The organism is Longispora urticae, assembly GCF_053902585.1.
Map to the genome: position 1 here is coordinate 80536 of NZ_JAQZSH010000048.1, position 18447 is coordinate 98982.

18 protein-coding genes and 1 tRNA gene are annotated in these 18447 nt (G+C 71.4%); 9 read left to right on the forward strand and 10 right to left on the reverse strand.

Going from position 1 to position 18447, the window contains the following annotated elements:
- Positions 1-31: 31 nt before the first annotated feature.
- Together PT931_RS33020 and PT931_RS33025 are read right to left on the reverse strand one after the other, a co-directional pair.
- Positions 32-1498 carry a S1 family peptidase gene (locus PT931_RS33020; RefSeq protein WP_456249635.1) on the reverse strand — a complete coding sequence of 489 codons (1467 nt, stop codon included), beginning with the start codon at positions 1496-1498 and terminating at the stop codon, positions 32-34.
- 160 nt (positions 1499-1658) lie between these two features.
- Positions 1659-2627, reverse strand: a complete 969-nt coding sequence (locus PT931_RS33025; protein WP_456249636.1) for a LysR family transcriptional regulator — start codon at positions 2625-2627, stop codon at positions 1659-1661.
- A gap of 89 nt (positions 2628-2716) precedes the next feature.
- On the opposite strand from PT931_RS33025, the gene PT931_RS33030 reads away from it, so the two are divergent.
- Complete coding sequence (locus PT931_RS33030) at positions 2717-3334, forward strand: pyridoxamine 5'-phosphate oxidase family protein (RefSeq protein WP_456249637.1); 618 nt, start codon at positions 2717-2719, stop codon at positions 3332-3334.
- A gap of 104 nt (positions 3335-3438) precedes the next feature.
- Here the strand turns inward: PT931_RS33030 and PT931_RS33035 are convergent, their stop codons facing one another.
- The 3 genes from PT931_RS33035 to PT931_RS33045 form a co-directional block, all read right to left on the reverse strand.
- Positions 3439-4836: a S28 family serine protease gene (locus tag PT931_RS33035; RefSeq protein WP_456249638.1), complete on the reverse strand. Its 1398-nt coding sequence runs from the start codon at positions 4834-4836 to the stop codon at positions 3439-3441.
- A gap of 102 nt (positions 4837-4938) precedes the next feature.
- Positions 4939-5220 carry a hypothetical protein gene (locus PT931_RS33040; protein WP_456249639.1) on the reverse strand — a complete coding sequence of 94 codons (282 nt, stop codon included), beginning with the start codon at positions 5218-5220 and terminating at the stop codon, positions 4939-4941.
- A gap of 139 nt (positions 5221-5359) precedes the next feature.
- Positions 5360-5875, reverse strand: coding sequence for a hypothetical protein (locus tag PT931_RS33045; protein WP_456249640.1), 516 nt, complete (start codon positions 5873-5875; stop codon positions 5360-5362).
- Positions 5876-6110: 235 nt separating this feature from the next.
- Here PT931_RS33045 and PT931_RS33050 point away from each other — a divergent pair, with 235 nt between their 5' ends.
- Entirely contained in the window at positions 6111-6533 is a 423-nt protein-coding gene (locus PT931_RS33050) for a hypothetical protein (protein ID WP_456249641.1), read from the forward strand.
- A 143-nt stretch (positions 6534-6676) separates the two neighbouring features.
- Here the strand turns inward: PT931_RS33050 and PT931_RS33055 are convergent.
- From PT931_RS33055 to PT931_RS33065, 3 genes are all read right to left on the reverse strand, one after another.
- Positions 6677-6748 (reverse strand) — tRNA-Val (locus tag PT931_RS33055).
- A 48-nt stretch (positions 6749-6796) separates the two neighbouring features.
- Positions 6797-7258 (reverse strand): peroxiredoxin, encoded by a 462-nt coding sequence (locus PT931_RS33060; RefSeq protein ID WP_456249642.1) that lies wholly within the window; start codon positions 7256-7258, stop codon positions 6797-6799.
- 12 nt (positions 7259-7270) lie between these two features.
- Positions 7271-7705, reverse strand: a complete 435-nt coding sequence (locus PT931_RS33065) for a DUF3052 domain-containing protein (RefSeq protein ID WP_363728962.1) — start codon at positions 7703-7705, stop codon at positions 7271-7273.
- Between the two features lie 304 nt (positions 7706-8009).
- Between PT931_RS33065 and aceE the strand changes: the two genes are divergently transcribed.
- The 3 genes from aceE to PT931_RS33080 all read left to right on the forward strand — a co-directional run bounded on the left by aceE (position 8010) and on the right by PT931_RS33080 (position 12557).
- On the forward strand, positions 8010-10748 hold the full coding sequence (aceE, locus tag PT931_RS33070) for a pyruvate dehydrogenase (acetyl-transferring), homodimeric type (protein WP_456249643.1): 2739 nt from the start codon (positions 8010-8012) through the stop codon (positions 10746-10748).
- A gap of 240 nt (positions 10749-10988) precedes the next feature.
- Positions 10989-11945: a GNAT family N-acetyltransferase gene (locus tag PT931_RS33075; RefSeq protein WP_456249644.1), complete on the forward strand. Its 957-nt coding sequence runs from the start codon at positions 10989-10991 to the stop codon at positions 11943-11945.
- Between the two features lie 114 nt (positions 11946-12059).
- Positions 12060-12557 carry a GNAT family N-acetyltransferase gene (locus tag PT931_RS33080; protein ID WP_456249645.1) on the forward strand — a complete coding sequence of 166 codons (498 nt, stop codon included), beginning with the start codon at positions 12060-12062 and terminating at the stop codon, positions 12555-12557.
- Between the two features lie 122 nt (positions 12558-12679).
- Here PT931_RS33080 and PT931_RS33085 read toward each other — a convergent pair whose 3' ends face one another.
- Positions 12680-13417, reverse strand: coding sequence for an alpha/beta fold hydrolase (locus PT931_RS33085; protein WP_456249646.1), 738 nt, complete (start codon positions 13415-13417; stop codon positions 12680-12682).
- 49 nt (positions 13418-13466) lie between these two features.
- Here PT931_RS33085 and PT931_RS33090 point away from each other — a divergent pair, with 49 nt between their 5' ends.
- The 3 genes from PT931_RS33090 (at position 13467) to PT931_RS33100 (ending at position 15326) form a co-directional block, all read left to right on the forward strand.
- Positions 13467-13982, forward strand: coding sequence for a PadR family transcriptional regulator (locus tag PT931_RS33090; RefSeq protein ID WP_456249647.1), 516 nt, complete (start codon positions 13467-13469; stop codon positions 13980-13982).
- A 182-nt stretch (positions 13983-14164) separates the two neighbouring features.
- Positions 14165-14710, forward strand: a complete 546-nt coding sequence (locus PT931_RS33095; protein ID WP_456249648.1) for a GNAT family N-acetyltransferase — start codon at positions 14165-14167, stop codon at positions 14708-14710.
- Positions 14711-14939: 229 nt separating this feature from the next.
- Positions 14940-15326: a hypothetical protein gene (locus PT931_RS33100; RefSeq protein ID WP_363728737.1), complete on the forward strand. Its 387-nt coding sequence runs from the start codon at positions 14940-14942 to the stop codon at positions 15324-15326.
- A 226-nt stretch (positions 15327-15552) separates the two neighbouring features.
- Here the strand turns inward: PT931_RS33100 and PT931_RS33105 are convergent, their stop codons facing one another.
- Complete coding sequence (locus PT931_RS33105; protein ID WP_456249649.1) at positions 15553-17100, reverse strand: CocE/NonD family hydrolase; 1548 nt, start codon at positions 17098-17100, stop codon at positions 15553-15555.
- A 105-nt stretch (positions 17101-17205) separates the two neighbouring features.
- On the opposite strand from PT931_RS33105, the gene PT931_RS33110 reads away from it, so the two are divergent.
- Complete coding sequence (locus PT931_RS33110) at positions 17206-18372, forward strand: PucR family transcriptional regulator (protein ID WP_456249650.1); 1167 nt, start codon at positions 17206-17208, stop codon at positions 18370-18372.
- Positions 18373-18447 lie beyond the last annotated feature (75 nt).

The following is an 18447-nucleotide window of genomic DNA, read 5'->3' on the forward strand; positions in this document are numbered from 1 at the left end:
CCCAAGGGTGGCGGGCCGGGGTCGTCTCGGGTTACGCCGGCTTGGCGATGCTCAGCGTGTACGCGCCGGAGCCGGAGTAGGCGGTCACCACGTACCGGTAGTACCCGGCGGTGCCGCTGTAGCTGATCTGCTCGGCGTTCGTCGGGCCGTTGGACACCGCGACCTGCGCCCACGTGCTGCCGTTCCACTTCTGCAGCGCGAGGTCGTAGTCCGTGCCCGCCGGGCCGCGCAGGCAACTGGCGTGCGTGCCCGAACCGGCCGACTGGTAGTAGCTGTTGTTCGGCTGGATCGCCGAGCCGCCCGCCGACAGGGAACCGGAGTAGCCGGTGCAGGTGCCCGGGCCCCCGGTCGGGCCGGTCGTCGGGGTCGGGTTGCCGCCGCCGGTCACCAGGGTCAGGCCGTACGTCTGGAGGATCTCGTTGACCGGCTGGAAGAACGTCGTACCACCCGAGGAGCAGTTGCCCGAGCCGCCGGAGGTGACGCCCTGGGCTTGGCTGCCCGAGATCGCCGAGCCGCCCGAGTCACCGGGTTCGGCGCACACGTTCGTCTGGATGAGGCCCGTGATCGTGCCCTGCGGGTAGGTGACGGAGGCGTTGCGGGACTGGATCGTGCCGCAGTGCCACCCGGTCGTCGAACCCGACCGGCAGATCGAGGAGCCCACGGCCGCCTCGCTCGAACCGGCCACGGTCACGTTGCCGCCCGAGTAGTTGTTGACCAGACCGCGCGGGGTGTTGCCCGCCGCGGTCCGGACGAACGCGTAGTCGTTGCCCGGGAAGGACGAACCCGCGAACGAGCCGCTCGGCTGGGTGGTGCTCGCGCCCGTGGTGCCGCAGTGCCCGGCGGTGACGAAGCCCGTGGTCACCGAGAAGCCGACGGAACAGCGGGTGCCCGAGCCGATGTAGTACGCGTTGCCGCCCACCACGTCGATCAGCGGCCGGGGGGCCTCGGTGGTCTCCACGACCCGGACCGCCGAGGCCTCCACGCCGGCGGTCGCGACCAGCGACCGGGTGCGCGCCACGGCCGCGGGGTGCGCCTTGACGACGACGGTGTTGGTGGTGACATCGGTGTACCAGTACGGCACCTCGGTGCCCTTGAGGACCGTGCCCAGCCGGTCGCGGATCGCGTCGAGCTGCTTCTCCGTGCGGGTCACGGCCACCGGCTCACCACCGGCCGCCCGGACCTTCGCCGCCTGGGCCTCGTTGAGCACCCCGACCTGGTAGGACTTCCCGTCGGCGGAGATGTACCCGCCGCCGAAGCCGACGTCGAACTGCCGGCGCAGGGTCGCCTCGATCCGCGACGCCTTCTCCTCCAGGACGAACCGGTCCTTCACCTTGTCCGGGCTGATGCCCAGGTCACGCTGCACCGCGCCGTACACCTCGGGCGCGATCGCACCGACGCTGGACGGCTCCGCGAGGGGGACGGGGCCGGCCAACGCCGGGAGATTCAGAGCGGAGACGACTCCCACCGTCATGGCCGCGACAGCCACAACGGTCGTCACTTTGCGCTTCATCGTGTGGTACTCCTCCTTGAGGGGAAGGAGGCGACGGGCCACGGTCGAGTTCGCTGAGCTGGTCAGCCCGCCGCTTCCCAGGAAGCCGCCGTTGGCGGTGAGGCAAAGCTAACCCGCGACAGATCAACCGAGATAGATAGCAGCTAGGTCATACCACCGGCGTACCGGAAGGGCCGTAGCCCGGATTGCGGGCCAGCCACGCCTGGTACGCGGTGCTGCGCCCGGCCGCCTCCGCGTACGCCGCCGTCGCGTGCGCCACCACCCGCTCGGCGATGTCCGCGCCCGGCGAGTCGGGATGCCAGCCCAGCACGTGCCGCCAGCGCAGCGGCACCCCGGCCAGGGGCACCGCGCTCAGGCCGGGGACCACCCGGAACGTCGGCTGGCACAGCGCCACCGCGTCGCCGGCCGTCACGAGGTCGTAGGCGCCGGCGAGGTCCGTCTCGTACATCTCCTGCGGGGTGAACCCGGCACGCACGCACGCCGCCGCGAAACACTCCGAGAAACAGCCGTCGCCCGGGGTCGCCAACCAGCGCGCGTCGGCCAACTCGGACAGCTCCACCTCCGCCCAACCGGAGGCCGGGTGCGCGTCGGGCACCAGTACGAACACCGGATCCAGCGCGATGTCCCGCCAGATCAGGCCCTGGCTCGTCGGCGGGGACGCGTCCCCGCACACCCCGATCAGCGCGAAGTCCAGCTTGCGCGCGGCCACCATGCCGATCAGCTCGTCCGCCGACCAGGCCGGGTGGGTGGTGATCCGCGCCTCCGGCTGCTCGGCCGCGAGCCGGTGCACCAGGCCGCCGAGGATGGGCCCGTTGACGGCGCCGATCCGGTACCGCTCGGGCACCGTCGCACTCGCCATCCGCGCCGCGTCCTCGCGCAGACCCTCCACGGCGGGCAGCAGCACCCGGGCCCGGGAGAGCACCAGTTCGCCGAGCGCCGTGGGCCGCGCACCCTTGCGGTCACGCTCGAACAGCGCCCCGCCCAGGGTGCCCTCGATCCGGTGGAGCTGTGCGGTCAGCGCGGCCTGGGCGAGGCCGAGCACGGCCGCCGCCTTGGTCACACTGCCCGTCTCGGCGATCGCGCAGATGACCCGCAGATGCCGGAGCTCCAGGTTCATGTACTGACCCTAGGGCGAGACGTGCGTCACAGAGAAGCCTACAGAGGGTCACTAAGCTGCTGGAAGATCAACGAATCGGGGATAAATCCATGGAAATCACCTCAGAGGCGGAGCTAAGAGAGCTGCTCGGCGAGCCCCAACCGACCGCCGTGGCCAAGGAACGCACCGCGCTGCTCGACACCCACAAGGACTGGCTCGCCGCCGCCACCTTCTGCCTCGTCGCCACCTCCGACGCCGCCGGCAACTGCGACGTGTCCCCCAAGGGCGACCCCGCCGGCTTCGCGCTCGTCCTGGACGACACCACCCTCGCGCTCCCCGAGCGGCCCGGCAACCGGCGCGCCGACGGGTTCCTCAACATCCTGTCCAACCCGCACGTCGGACTTCTCTTCCTGGTACCGGGGCGCCCCGACACCCTGCGGATCAACGGCCGCGCCCGGCTGGTCCGCGAGGCGCCGTACTTCGACCGGATGGTCGTCCGGGGCCACCGGCCCGTGCTGGCCCTGGAAGTCGACATCGAACAGATCTTCTTCCACTGCCCGAAGGCGTTCCTGCGCGGGAGGATGTGGAAGCCGGCGGAGTGGGACGGCGGGGCGGCCCCGTCCTCGGCGCAGATCGCGAAGGCCATGCACCGGCAGGGACAGAGCCTGGCGGAGCTGGAGGAGTACTACGGGCCGGCGTACGCGGAACGGATCTACGACCCGAGCTAGGCCCGGAGCCTCGCGCAGGCTGGAGGCCCGGTCCCGGCTCGGGCCCGCGCACGGTGCGGCGGGGCGGCCACGATCTCGCCGCCCCGCCGTGTTCGTGCCTCAGGTCACCGGACCGGGTTCAGGCTCCGGTCCATCACCGGGTCCCAGTCGTCCAGTTCCGGGAAGTGCTCCCCCGCCAGGCTCGGCGCGGGCGCGGTGTACCCGGCCCACCGGCGCAGCGCCGCCGTCGCCGTGGCCGCCTCGTCCCCGACCAGCCGGGAGATGTTCGCCCCGTGGTTGGCGCCGGGAGCGGTGAAGCTCAGCGAGTCCTTCGTGCCCGGGCCGAGGGTGAACGGCTCCGCGCCCCACGGGTCGTTCTGCCCGTAGACGAACAGCAGCCGGCTGCCCCGCATCTGCACCCACTGGTCGATCTGGAGCATCACCCACGGCTGGAAGGACATCGGAATCGAGCGGGGTACGAGGTTGCGCGGGGTGTCCTCGAACCGGTACCGCTGCTGGCTCCTGAGGTGGTCGAGCTGGATCACCGGGTACCCGAGCTGCGTACCCGCCTGGTAGTAGTACGGGGTGAACGGGGCCAGGCCCTGGTCGGTGGTGGAGTCGAAGCCGCCCCAGTCGTCCAGCCAGGCGAAGATCTCGTCGTCGCTGGCCGTGGTCGCCGGCACCTGCGCGCACAACGACACCCCGCCGTACTGCCAGAAGCCCCACTGCGCGCTGTTCACCATGTACTCGAACCCGCGGTCCGGCCCGTCGACCACCGTGTAGGTCCGCCCGTTCGCCGCGGCCCACGCCTCCAGCCGGGGCTCCAGCGTCCCGCGCCGGCGCAACGCCTCGACCTGCACCGCGTCGAGGGCGGCCCGGCACTCGGGGGTGCCGACGTTGGCGAAGAACCGGTCGTACGCCGCGTCGCTGTCGGCCACCACGTCGTTCGGCGCGACGTAGGCCACCGTGCCGTCGACATCGTTCGGGTAGAAGTGCCGGTGGTAGACCGAGGTCATGCCGCCCTTGCTGGCGCCCGTGGAGACCCACTTCGCCTTGTACACCTTCTTCAGGGCGCTGACCAGCCGGTGGTGATCCGTCGCGGCCTGCCAGATGTCCAGTTTGGACCAGTTCGGATTGGCCGGGATCGACGGCGTGAAGAACCGCTGCTCCACGGAGACCTGGTTGCCGGCCAGCAACTGGGTGGGCTCGGACCGGAACGCGCGGCTCGACACGTTGTAGCCGGAGGTGTGCAGCACCATCGGCCGGGCGGTGTCGCGGTGCATCAGGGTGAACCGCTGCTGGTACGTGCCGAGCGAGGGGTTGTGATGGTCCACGTACTGCCGGAACGTCAGGGTGAAGAACCGGTACGGTGCGGGCACCGACTGCTCGGAGACCACGGTCAACCCGGGGATCGCCTTCAGCCGCGCCAGGATGTCACCCTCGGCGGCGGCCGCCGGTTGGGCGATGCCGACCAGGCCCGCGAGCAGGGCGGCGGCGGCGAACGAGCGCCATAGACGAGACACGCATTCCTCCCGTTCGATATGTGTCCCGCGACTGTAGCCACCGCCTCCCGGCATACGGAAGAGCTGCGGACACACTGGACACTACGAACAGGACACCCGGCGTCAGGACCTGCGCCGCCCCCGGAGCCACACGACGCACGCGACCGTGACGACGACCGCCCCCAGCGCCACCTTGAACCCCACCCGGCCGAACGCCAGGTGCGCCATCCCGTGGCTCAGCAGCCCCAGCCACCAGTCCCCGTCGCCCAGCCGGGTGTGGTCGGGCGCGATGTGCCAGCCCCGCAACGACCAGCCGACCACGACCAGGGACGCGCCACCCAGGCCCGCGAGGAGCGCGGCGAGGGTCCACCGCCGGTTCGAGGGCGGCGTACGGTCATCGATCATGCAGAGAGACTAGGAGCCAGGCACCCCGGGCGTCGTCCCCCCGGGGTGGGAACAACGCGACACCCGCCTCGTCAGAGCAGACGAGACGGGCGTAGTCCTTCGGGCGCACCCGGGCCGGTACCCGGATGAAGGTGTCGATCTAGTGGGGTATCGGCCGGGTGTCCCTCGAGTCGCCGCCCACCGGGTCGGACGTGAAGAACCGCTCCTCCGGCAACCGCGCCGGCAGCAGGCACGCCGCCACGACCGCGCCGGTCACGATGCTCGCCAACCACGCGCCACCCTTGGACAGGTGATCGGCGGCCACCGGGTCGGCGGCGTTCCACGCGAACATGTGCGTGAAGACCCAGAACACCCCGGCCAGGATCGTGGCCCCGCCGATCATCCAGAACGCCGTACCGGCCGTCCGTTGCGACTCGATGACCTCCAGCGCCGTGCTGAACACCATCGTCACCACGAACACGGCCGCGATGGCGATCAGCACGGTGTTCAGGCTCGCCGGCCCGTCGACCGCGACGCTCCGGCGGAAGGTGTGCGCGATGGGCGTGAACACCTCCGCGACCGGCTTGCCGGCCAGGATCTGCCAGAGCATCATGACGCCGAGGAAGGTGGCCGTGCCGACCATTCCCGCCAGGATCGTGCCTCGAACGACGCGCATCGCCAGCACCCCCAAAAATCCCTTTCATGGTACTGCCGGGGGCAGCTCTCGCGGGCCGAAAACCCCCGCTCAGGGACGGCGGAGGCCCTGGCCAGGGGCACGCGCTCCGGCCGGTCTCCGGGCCGGTCTCCGGACTGGTCTGCGGGTCGGTCTCCGGGCTGGACTGCTGGCCGGTCTGCGGGCCGGTCTCCGCTCGGGGTCGGCGATCCGTGCGGACCCTCGCCATACTGGGCCGGTGGGCATCGGGCTGAGTGACCGGGACCGGCAGAAGCTGGCCGCCGAGCGGGAGCGGATCGACCGCCGGCGCGCCGCCGAGGCCAGGGCCGCCGAGTTCGACGCGAAGACGGTCAAGGGGCCTGACGGGATTCCCGTCCAGTTGAGCGTGCGCCCACCGCTCCGTGGCGGTTCGGGCCTCGACATCGGCTCGGGGTCGGGCACCGCGCTCGATCTGCTGCTGTTGGCGGCCATCGCCATCTGGGCCGGGATGAACTTCCTGGCCCGACTGGGCAGCTCTACGCCGGTGGAGCTGCACGTCAGCGCCCCGGGCCGCTCCTTCCGGCGGCGCTTCGCCACCCGGGAGGCCGCCGAGGCGGAGTTCACCGCGCTGGCCCGGCGGATCTCCGAGGAAGGTGCCGCGGCGGTCCCGGACCGGGACTGACGGAAAGCCGGCATCCGCGGCTGCGCCATGCACCGCTCGGGTGGGCGGCACGAGGCTCCGATTCCCCTACCAGTCCCCTACATGCGTCAGGCCCGGTCGTGAAGACCGGGCCTGAGCGGCATCAAGATAGATCAACAACTGGGTGGGCGCGGAGGGTTTCGAACCCCCGACCCTCCGCTTGTAAGGCGGATGCTCTCCCACTGAGCTACGCGCCCCAGCCGGCGGCGGCAACAATAACCCGCCGCCGGTCGGTTCCGGAAATCCTAGGCCAGGGCCTCGAGCGCCTTGGTCCAGCCGGCCTGGTCGCGCGGCTCGCCCGGTCCGTTGACCTCGGCGAACCGGATGACGCCGCCCTTGTCGATGAGGAAGGTGCCCCGGTTGGAGAAGCCCTTCTCGTCGTTGAAGACCCCGTAGGCCTGCGCGACCGCGCCGTGCGGCCAGAAATCCGACAGCAGCGGGAAGTCGTAGCCCTGCTGCTCGGCCCAGACCTTGTGGGTGAACGGCGAGTCGACGCTGACGGTCAGGATCTGCACGTCGTCGCTGACGAAGGCGGGCAGGTTGTCCCGCACCTCGCACAGCTCACCCTGGCAGATGCCCGTGAAGGCGAGCGGGTAGAAAACGAGCAGAACGTTCTTGGTACCCCGGAAGTCGGCGAGCGCGACATCCTGGTTGTTCTGATCCTTGAGGGTGAAAACAGGCGCAGTCGTACCGGGCTGCAGGGTCACTAGCGTGGCTCCTTAACGCTGCTTCTTCGCGGAACGCGGGGCGACCAGCTTGACCGCTGCCCAGTCCTTGCCCGCGTTGATGCTGGACGTCTGTGCGAGTCCGGCCGTCGGCGCGGACTCGGAGATCTCGCCCGGCTCGACGTGACCGTCGCGCCCCGACTTCGGAGTCAGCAACCAGACGAACCCGTCGTCTGCCAGCGGGCTCAGCGCGTCCACGAGAATGTCCACCAGGTCGCCGTCGCCGTCTCGCCACCACAGCAGCGCAACGTCGACAACCTCATCGGTGTCCTCGTCGACGAGCTCGCCGCAGCGGTCGATCAGTGCGTCGCGGAGATCCTCGTCGACGTCGTCGTCGTACCCCATCTCCATTACGACCATGCCCGGCTCAATCCCGAGCCGGTCCACCAGACTCTTGATACCGTCGGCCTGGCCAGCCGTCGCGCTCACTGTCGAGTGCCTCCTCGTCGAAGTCTGCGAGCGTCCCAGCGACGCCCTCAGTGTGTAGTCCACACAGCCATACTGCCCCGGCGCAAGTGGCACGCCCTCGGAATTTGGCCAACTCGCCGGAGAATACCCGTCTGACCTCCTCAACGGGACAGCGGGCGCCCGCAGACTCCGCACGGGAGCGTAAAGCTACTGGTGAGTAGCTGTGTTGATCGTCGCGTACGTGGCCGGGTGGCGTGACGGAACACCCCCCACAGGGCAGGATGAGGAACGAAAAGCCGACTTTCTTGAACACGAAGGAACGCCCGTGGCCACCGAACGCAAGCGCCCGGTCATCAGCGACGGCCTTCCGAGCCAGCTCCCGGACATCGATCCGGCAGAGACGCTCGAGTGGATCGAGTCGCTGGACGGGGTCATCGACGAGCGAGGCCGGCAGCGCGCCCGGTACGTGATGTTGAGTCTTCTCGAACGCGCCCGTGAGCGTCAGGTCGGCGTCCCGCCGCTCACCACGACCGACTACATCAACACGATCCCGCCAGAGAGCGAGCCGTGGTTCCCGGGCGACGAGGCCCTCGAGCGTCGGATCCGCGCCTTCATCCGCTGGAACGCCGCCATGACGGTCCAGCGCGCCCAGCGCCCCGGGGTGGGTGTCGGTGGTCACATCTCCACGTACGCCAGCTCCGCCAGCCTGTACGAGGTGGGCTTCAACCACTTCTTCCGGGGCAAGAACCACCCGGGCGGCGGGGACCAGATCTTCTACCAGGGGCACGCCAGCCCCGGCATGTACGCCCGCGCCTTCCTGGAGGGCCGGCTCTCCGGGGACCAGCTCGACGGGTTCCGCCAGGAGCTGTCGCACGCGGGCGGCGGCCTGCCGTCGTACCCGCACCCCCGGCTGATGCCGGACTTCTGGGAGTTCCCGACGGTGTCGATGGGCCTCGGCTCACTCAACGCCGTGTACCAGGCGCGGTTCAACCGCTACCTGCACAACCGGGGCATCAAGGACACGTCCGACCAGCGGGTGTGGGCGTTCCTCGGCGACGGCGAGACGGACGAGCCCGAGGTGCTGGGCTCGCTCGGCATCGCGGCCCGCGAGGAGCTGGACAACCTGACCTTCGTGGTCAACTGCAACCTCCAGCGGCTCGACGGCCCGGTCCGGGGCAACGGCAAGATCATGCAGGAGCTGGAGAGCCACTTCCGCGGCGCCGGCTGGAACGTGATCAAGGTCGTCTGGGGCCGGGAGTGGGACCCGCTGCTCGCCGCCGACAGCGACGGCGCGCTGGTCAACCTCATGAACACCACGCCCGACGGTGACTACCAGACCTACAAGGCGGAGTCCGGCGCGTTCGTGCGCGAGCACTTCTTCGGCCGGGACGTCCGGACCAAGAAGATGGTCGAGCCGATGTCGGACGACGAGATCTGGGGTCTCAAGCGCGGCGGGCACGACTACCGCAAGCTGTACGCGGCGTACAAGGCGGCCACCGAGCACACCGGCCAGCCGACCGTGATCCTCGCCAAGACGATCAAGGGCTGGACGCTGGGCGGCAACTTCGAGGGCCGCAACGCCACGCACCAGATGAAGAAGCTGTCCGTCGACGACCTCAAGACGTTCCGGGACCGGCTCTACATCCCGGTGACCGACGAGCAGCTCGCCGACCCGTACGCGGCGCCGTACTTCCACCCGGGCACCGACTCCGACGAGTACGCCTACATGATGGAACGGCGCTCCCAGCTCGGCGGCAGCATGCCGAGCCGCAGCCGCAAGATCATTCCTCTGGCGCTCCCGCCGAAGGAGGTCTACGCGGACATGAAGAAGGGTTCCGGCAAGCAGAAGGTCGCCAGCACCATGGCGTTCGTCCGGCTGCTCAAGGACCTGATGAAGGACAAGAGCATCGGCAAGCGCTGGGCGCCGATCATCCCGGACGAGGCGCGCACGTTCGGCATGGACGCCATGTTCCCGACGGCGAAGATCTACTCCCCGCACGGCCAGAACTACCTGCCGGTCGACCGGGAGCTGTTCCTGTCGTACAAGGAGTCCACGGCCGGCCAGATCCTGCACGAGGGCATCAACGAGGCCGGCTCGGTGGCGTCGTTCACGGCCGCCGGCACGTCGTACTCGACGCACGGCGAGCCGATCATCCCGCTGTACATCTTCTACTCGATGTTCGGCTTCCAGCGCACCGCCGACGGCATCTGGGCGGCCGCCGACCAGATGGCCCGGGGCTTCCTGATCGGGGCCACCGCGGGGCGCACCACGCTCAACGGCGAGGGCCTGCAGCACGAGGACGGGCACTCGCTGCTGATCGCGGCGACGAACCCGGCGATCGTGTCGTACGACCCGGCGTGGGCGTACGAGATCGCGTACATCATGGAAGACGGTCTCCGCCGGATGTTCGGCGAGGCGCCCGAGGACATCATCTACTACCTGACGGTGTACAACGAGCCGACGCTGCAGGTCGCCGAGCCGGCGAACCTCGACGTCAACGGCCTGCTCAAGGGCATCTACCGCTACGCCGAGGCCGCACAGCACCCCAACCTGCCCCGGGCGAACATCCTCGCCTCGGGCACGGGCATGGGCTGGGCGGTCAAGGCGCAGCACCTCCTCGCCGAGGAGTGGGGCGTGGCCGCCGACGTCTGGTCGGTGACCTCCTGGACGGAGCTGCGCCGCGACGCCATCGAGTGCGAGGAGCACAACCTCCTGCACCCGGAGGAGCCGCCCCGCATCCCGTTCGTCACCCAGCAGCTGGCCGACGCGGCGGGCCCGAAGATCGCGGTCAGCGACTTCATGCGCGCCGTCCAGGACCTGATCTCGCGCTGGGTACCGGGCGAGTACACCTCGCTGGGCACCGACGGCTGGGGCCGCTCCGACACCCGGGGCGCGCTGCGGCGGCACTTCCACGTCGACGCCGAGTCGATCGTGGTCGCGACCCTCCAGCAGCTCGCGGCGACCGGCCAGGTGCCGGCCGACGTGGTCGCGCAGGCGGTCAAGAAGTACCAGCTGCTCGACGTGAACGCGATCGACGTGGTCGAGGCGGGCGGCGAGAGCTAGTCGTTCCATCGGGAGGGTGGGGCCGGTCACGCACCGGCCCCACCCTCCTTTTCCGACGGGTACGAGGGGTGCCCGGGTCCGACGGGTACGACCTCCCGGCACCTCCCGGGGCTCCGCCTCTTTGGGGCGCGCGGCCCCGACCTCGCCTCGGGCGTCCGGTGCGTAGCGTCCTCGGGTGCCGCCCGGAGCCCTGAGGAGCGGGACAGCGCACGGCCACCCAGGAGGCTAGGGTCGGGTGCCATGCGCCTGGTGACCTTCGACCCCGCCACCGCCACCGACCCGGAGTGGGCGGAGCTGCACGTGCTCACGTGCGAGCACCTGTCCGCCGTCGCCCCGGCCGAGCCCCCGCCGACGGCGGCGGAGCTGCGCCGGGACTTCGGGCCGCGGTCCGGCACCGTCCGGCTGTGGAACCAGGCCCTGCGCGACGCCTCCGGAAGGCTCGCCGGTTTCGCCCGGCTGACCGTCCGCGACGGCGAGGACACGGGATACCTGCACGCGCTGGTCGTCGCGGCGGCGCACCGGCGCGCCGGGCACGGCCGGTGGCTGCTGGAACAGGCCGTCGGGGAGGCCCGGTCGGCGGGCTGCCGCAACCTGGTCGGGTGGACGGCCGGGCCCGCCGGAGCGGCGTTCCTGGACGCGACCGGCGCACGGGTGACCGGCCGGTACCGCCGGTCGTTGCTCCGGTTGCCGGTCACCGCCCCGCCGCCGGCGCTCGCCCCCGGGTACCGGCTGCTGACCTGGGACGGCCCGGCCCCCGACGCGCTGATCGATTCCTACGCCGTGGCCCGGGAGGCCATCAACGACGCGCCCCACGACGCCGAGGAGGCCCCGGAACGGTTCACGGCCGCGCAGATCCGCGAGACCGAGGCCGTGTTGGCCGCGCGCGGCCAGCACCTGCGGGTCACCGTCGCGCTGGACCCCGACGACCGGGTGGTCGGCTTTACCGGGCTGTACGTCTCCCCCGAGCCCGGTTCCACGGTGTCCACCGGCGACGCGGCCGTGCTGACCGCCCACCGGGGCCGGGGCCTGGCCGGAGCGATCAAGCACGAGTCGCTGCGCCTGCTGGCCGCCGCCCGGCCGGACGTCACCGGGGTCTCCACCGGCAACGACACCCGCAACGTGGCGATGCTCGCCGTGAACGACCGGGTGGGCTTCACCGAGACCTCGACCTGGACCCAGGCGATCCTGGACCTGTGAGCCCGGGACGATCCCGGACCTGTGAACTCGGGACGATCCTGGGCCCGTGAGTCGGGACCCGTGGGCCCCGGAACTCGGATGCCCCGGACCGGACCCTCGCGTAGTTTCGGGCGGGTGACCCCGATTCTGCGTACCGCCCGGCTCGAGCTGCGGCCCTACGTGCCCGAGGACGAAGAAGGCTTCGTCCGGTTGTTCAGCGACGCGGACGTCACCCGGTGGATGGGGATCCCGAGGGACCCGCGCGAACTGTTCCGGCGCGGCTTCGCCGAGCCGCACGTGATCACGTGGGACGTCTGGGCGATCGTGGAAGGCGACGGGTACGTCGGGCACGCCGAGATCAAGCCGAGCCCCGACCCACAGGTCGACGGCCACGAGCTGGTGTACGCGCTGCTGCCGGAGGCCTGGGGCCGCGGGCTGGGCACGGAGGTCGCGGAGGCCGTCACGGCGCACGGGCTCGGCGTGCTCGGCCTGGCCGAGGTGCACGCGACCGTCGCCCCGGACAACGCGGCCTCGCTGGCCCTGCTCCGCCGCCTCGGGTACGCCGATGTCCGGGACCTGGTGGACCCCGGGGACGGCGAGGTCAGCCGCCTGCTCACCCGGCCCCGGGGCTGACCGCCCGGGGGCTCGATCCAGCGGCCCGGCGCGGGCGTGGCGCCCGGCGTGACACGGCCCGGGGCCCGGGGCCCGGCATGACGCGGCCCGGGGCGCGGGGCCCGGCGCGGGTGGCGAAGGGTTCAGAGCGCCGCCACGAAGGGTTCCACGGCCGCCCGGAACGCTGTCGGGTCGTCGTAGTGCACGACGTGGCCGGCGGCCGGGACCTCGGCGAACGCGCCGCGTGGGAGGCGGGCGGCCATCGCCTCCAGGTCCGCGCGGGAGCTGGAGCTCAGCGCGCCTCTGACCACGAGCGCCGGGCATTCCACGGCGTCGAGTTCGGCGCGCATGTCGTGCTGCCAGCTGTCGACCAGGTGCAGGAGCCGTGCCGGGTCGAAGTGCGGGCGGAACCTGCCGTCCGGGGTCTCGTCCATGATCTCGGCGAAGAACCTGCCCTGGCCCGGGTGTTTCCTGCCGAAGAAGGCCTCGACCTCCGCGCGGGACCCGAAGGAGTCCGGCCAGCTGTCGAACCAGGTCCGCCAGCCGGCCGTGCGGCCCCCGCCCCGGGCGGACATGTCGACGACCACGATGCCGCGCACCAGGTCGGGGCGGCGGCCGGCGACCTGCCAGGCGGTCATACCGCCCATCGAGTGGCCGACGAGCAGGGCGGGGCCGGTCTGTTCCAGTACCCCGACGACGTCGTTGATCCGGGTTTCCGGGTCGAACGGTCCCGGCGGTGCGGATCCGTGCCCGCGGCTGTCGAGTCCGAGCACCCGGCCGTGGCCGGTCAGCCAGTCCGCCGTGCCCGTCCACGCCCGGGCGCGGCCCATCAGGCCGTGCAGCAGCACGATGGGCGCGCCCGCCCCGCCGAACTCTCTCATAGCATACCTCGATTCGATGTACCTCGGTTCGAGGCGTCACCATAGCACCATGCTGGTCCTGACGATCCTGGGTTTCCTCGCCGAGGAACCGCTGCACGGCTACGAGCTGCGGACCCGGATCGCGGCGCTGTCCGGACACGCCCGGCCGGTCAGCGACGGCAGCCTGTATCCGGCCATCAACCGCCTGGTCGACAAGGGGCTCGTGGACCGGCGCACCGAGGCCGGGGCCGGCGCCGCGCCCCGCCAGGTCCTGGAACTCACCCCCGCCGGGCAGGCCGAACTCCTCCGCCGGCTCCGGGAACCCACCGACACCGAGATCAGTGACAGTGCCCAGTTCTTCGCGGTACTGGCGTTCCTGTCCCGCCTCCCCGACGTCGCCGACCAGCACGCGGTACTCCGTCGCCGGCTCGCGTTCCTCGAGGCGCCCCGCAGCTTCTTCCAGGACGGCAGCCGACCCGTCCGCTCCCGGGACGTCGCCGACCCCTACCGGCAGGGCATGTTCACCGTGGCGAAGGCGTCCAGCCGGGCGGAACGCGCCTGGCTGCACTCCATCCTCGACACCTGACCCCGGGCCGGCCGATCGCGCGGGTCTCCACCGAACGGGCGGTCGCCGGCACCGCAGCCGGTCACGCGGTGGGTCGGTGGGCGTGACTCGGTTAGCCCGGTCCGGCGGGTGTATCGCGGTTGGCGGGGTCCGGCGGGCGTAACTCGGTTGGCCCGGTCCGGCGGGTCGGGGAGAATCGGGCGATGGAGCCTGATGAGACCCTGACCTGCGAGGATGTCGTCCTCCGCCGGGTACGCCCCGAGTTCGCCGACGAGCTGCACGCGCTGATCGAGGACGGCCGCGAGCACATCGCGCACTGGATGCCGTGGGCCGTCGAGCAGACCTACCAGGACACCGTCGAGTTCCTGGCGCGCTCGGTGGAGAACTGGGACAGCGGCGAGAACTACAACTACTCGATCTTCGTCGACGGCCGGCTCGTCGGGGGTACCGGGCTGATGACCCGGCGGGGCCCCGGCACCCTGGAGATCGGCTACTGGCTGCACCCGGACGCCGTCGGCAAGGGCATCGTCACCCGGGCCTGCCGCGCGCAGATCGCCGCCGCGTTCGCCCTGCCCGGCATCGAACGGGTGGAGATCGTGCACGACGCGGCCAACACCCGCAGCGGCGCCGTACCGGCCCGGCTCGGCTTCACCGAGGTCGAACGGGTGCCCGCCGAGCAGCGGTCCGGGAACCACACCGGGCTGGATGTGGTCTGGCGGCTGACCCGGTCCGGAGCTACTGTGAGTTGATGACCGCCGCTCGCACTGCGGCTATCACAGCCGCTCTCGCCTCCCCGTCCCATCCAGTAGACCCGTCGCTCCGTCGCGCCGAGAACCTTCGCGAGAAGGGCAAGTCTCCGAGCCTCGAGGAGTACACGGACCGGTTACGCCCCTGGTTGGCTGAGCCCGAGCGGCTCGCGGCCAACCTGATGGCCAAGGACGCCGCCGCGCTCGCACGCCGCGGCGCATGATCGGTGGAGTGAGCGGCTGGGTCCTCGACGTGGCCGCGCTCCTCGAATTCGCCGACGCCACCTCCTACGCCACCGCCGTCACCCGGGCGGCCCGCCGGCACAGCCTGACGATGCTGGTGCCGATCGGCGTGCTCGCGGAGGTCTACGCCGCCCGCCCCCTGGAACGCAACCGCCTGCGCCTGGTGCCGGTCCGCGACGAGCAGGACATGTGGCTGCTGTCGTTGCCGAGCGAGATGCCGCCCGACCTGCTGGACCGCTACACCGTGATGGCCGACGGGGACCGGACGGCGGCACACGTGGCGTTGCTGGCGTTGCAGCGGGGCTGGCCGGTCGTCACGGACCGCGATCAGCTCTTCCAGCGGATCGTGCCCGGGGTGCAGACGATCCCGGCGTAGCGCCCCGGACCGCCACCCTGGGCAGGTGCCGCCGCGCGCCGGCCCAGGAACCGACTCGTAACCCTCTGATGCGGTTGATCTGGATTCTGCCCTGGCCCTTGATCTAAGCCGAGGTGGCCCGCTGAGGGCGGGGCTGGCAAGCGTCGGCGGGAGGAGCCTGGGCAGCGCCCTGCGCCTTCCGCCGAGGCGCCGCCAGCGTCGTCCTCAGCGGGTCGGTAATTCCACCTCAACGAATCGGCAGCTCAACCCACGACGAACCCTGGAAAGAGACAGTCGCGCCGACCGTGTCGTTCATGTCCAGGTAGAGGGAGTCCTTGCCGTCCAGGACCAGGGCCAGGCGGTGGCCCGCGGGGACGTCGTAGGCCGCTGCCGGGAAGGCCGCGTCCAGGGTCGAGGTGGCCGACAGCCAGGTCACGGGCGTGTGCGTGATCAGCCGGCCGGTGCCGAGGGAGTCCAGGTCGTAGAGGTAGGCGACGACGGTGCCGCGCGGGGCGCTGGGCGAGACGGCCAGGTGCAGGTTCGCCGTGCCGCGCACCTTGACCCCGCCGGCATACGGGTTCGACGTCCACACCCCGGCGTTGACCCTGCTCACGGCCGGGAGCCACACCGTGGGCGGCACGCCGGTGAGCGCGTCGAGGGCGCCGGAGACGAGCGCGACGCCGCCGTGGGCCGGGGTGTCGACCCGGGGCCAGGTCTGCCGGGACCAGCCGGTGGCGGGGGTGCCGCCGAGCGGGCCGGTGCCGTCCCACCAGCGGACCTCGCCGAGGCCGAGCCGGGTCACGCCGGTCCGGGTGCTGGCCCAGTCGGGGTAGGTCTCGACGGCGGAGGAGCCGTGCGGCCGGAGCACGACGCCCTGGCCGATGGCGGATCCGCTGCCGAGGTACTTGTCGAACCACTGGCGGGTGGAGTCCCACACGTGGTTGGGCAGGCCGGCGAGTCCGAGGCCCTCGACGATCGCGTGGTCGCCGGGCGCGAACTCCAGGCGCTTGGGGCCGGTGAGGCGGCCGTAGAAGTCGACGAGCTGGTTGGGCGGGAAGATCGAGTCGCCGTAGGCGTTGGCCATCAGGATCGCGGGCTGGTGGGCGTTGATCCCGTCGAGGTAGGTGGCGGCGGAGCGGACCCGGCCCCAGGACTTGATGTTCTCGATGTCGCGGTTGGCGTAGAAGTCGCCGAGGATCCCGGTCAGCTCGGCCGAGGGTTTGCCGGTGATCAGGGCGGCGAGGCCGAGGAAGCCGACGGACTGGCCGTGCCGGGTCTGCTGGTCGTAGAGGGAGTAGACGAGGTCCGACCAGCCGCTCATAGCGCTGACGGCCCTGATCCGGGGGTCGTGGCCGGCCGCGATGAGGCTGATGCCCGCGCCGTAGGAGATGCCGGCGCTGCCGATCCGGGCCGGGTCGACGGCGGGGTTCGCGACGAGCCAGTCCACGGCGGTGCGGGCGTCGGCGATGTCCTTGGGGCCGGCGGTGTCGATCTGGCCGCCGGACGCCCAGAAGCCGCGCGCGCCGTAGGAGAGCACCACGTAGCCGGCCTCGGCGAACTTCCTCGCCTGGGCCAGGTACTCCAGGTCGTTGACGCCCCAGCTGCTGATGAACACGATCGCCGGGTGCCGGCCCGGGCTGGTGGGGGCGATCACGTTGGCCTTGAGGACGACGCCGTCGCTCGCGGTCAGGTCGAAGAACGAGAATCCGGTGGTACCGGTCGCCGCGCCCGCCGGCACCGCCGCCCCGAACAGGACGAGCGTGACGAGCACGACAAGGGTCAGTAATCGACGCATTAACATCTCCCTATGTCCGCGAAGTTACCGGACAGTAACGTCTCTGTGGTCTGGCTCACAAGACCCGGGAGGAGACAACGGCACCAACATGGCAGGCTGGTGACCGTGAGTACCCCGGAACCACCACTGACCGCCACGATCCGCCAGATCGAACGCGCCGCCGGAGCCCTGGCGACCCAGAGTGTGTCGAAGATGGAGGACACCCTCGGCTGGTTCCGCGAACTGCCCGCCGACCAGCGGTCCTGGGTCATGCTCGTCGCCCAGGCCGGCGTCCGGTCGTTCCTGGAGTGGCTGCGCGGCGAGGGCACCCCCGGCGAGGTCAGCGACGAGGTGTTCGACGCCGCGCCCCGGGAACTCGCCCGGTCCATCACGCTCCAGCACACCGTCGCCCTGATCAAGGTCACGATCGACGTCGTCGAGGAGCAGGTCCCGCACCTGGCCGCCCCCGGCGAGGAGGCCGAACTGCGGATCGCGGTGCTCCGGTTCTCCCGGGAGATCGCGTTCGCCGCCGCCCGGGTGTACGCGCGCGCCGCCGAGACCCGGGGCGCCTGGGACGCGCGCCTGCAGGCCCTGCTGGTCGACGCCCTGCTGCGCGGGGACTCCTCCGACGTCCTCGCCAGCCGGGCCGCCGCGCTCGGCTGGACCGACGCCAGCCCGGTGGCCGTGGCCGTGGGCCGCTCCCCCGGCGGCGAGGCGAGCGCGGTCCTGCACGTCCTGCACCGGTACGCGCGGCGGATGGGCGTGGAGATCCTCGGCGGGGTGCACGGCGACCGGCTCGTCGTCGTCCTCGGCGGGGCCGCCGACCCGCTGGCCACGGCGGAGAAGCTGCTCGGCGGGTTCGGCGACGGTCCCGTGGTGGTAGGACCGGCCGTCGCCTCCCTGGACGAGGCCACCGAGTCGGCCCGCGCCGCGCTGTCCGGCTTCCGGGCCGCCCCCGCCTGGCCGGCCGCACCACGGCCGGTCGCGACGACCGAACTGCTCCCGGAGCGGGCGATCGCCGGCGACCCGGAGGCCCGGCGGATCCTGCGCACCGACATCTACGGCGCGCTGACCAAGGCCGGGGGCGAGCTGCTCGACACCCTCGACGCGTTCTTCGCCGTCGGCGGGGTGCTGGAGAGCGCCGCCCGGCAGCTGTTCGTGCACCCGAACACGGTCCGGTACCGCCTGCGCCGGATCGCCGAGGTGACCGGTCTGTCACCGATGAACCCGCGTGAGGCGTTCGCGCTGCGGGTCGCCCTGACCATCGGCCGGCTGGATCCGGTCGGATCGTGAGGTGTTTCACTCGGCGGTCACGAATCGGGAGGCGCGTCACACCCAACGCTCTGACCTGGTCATTTAGACTGACTC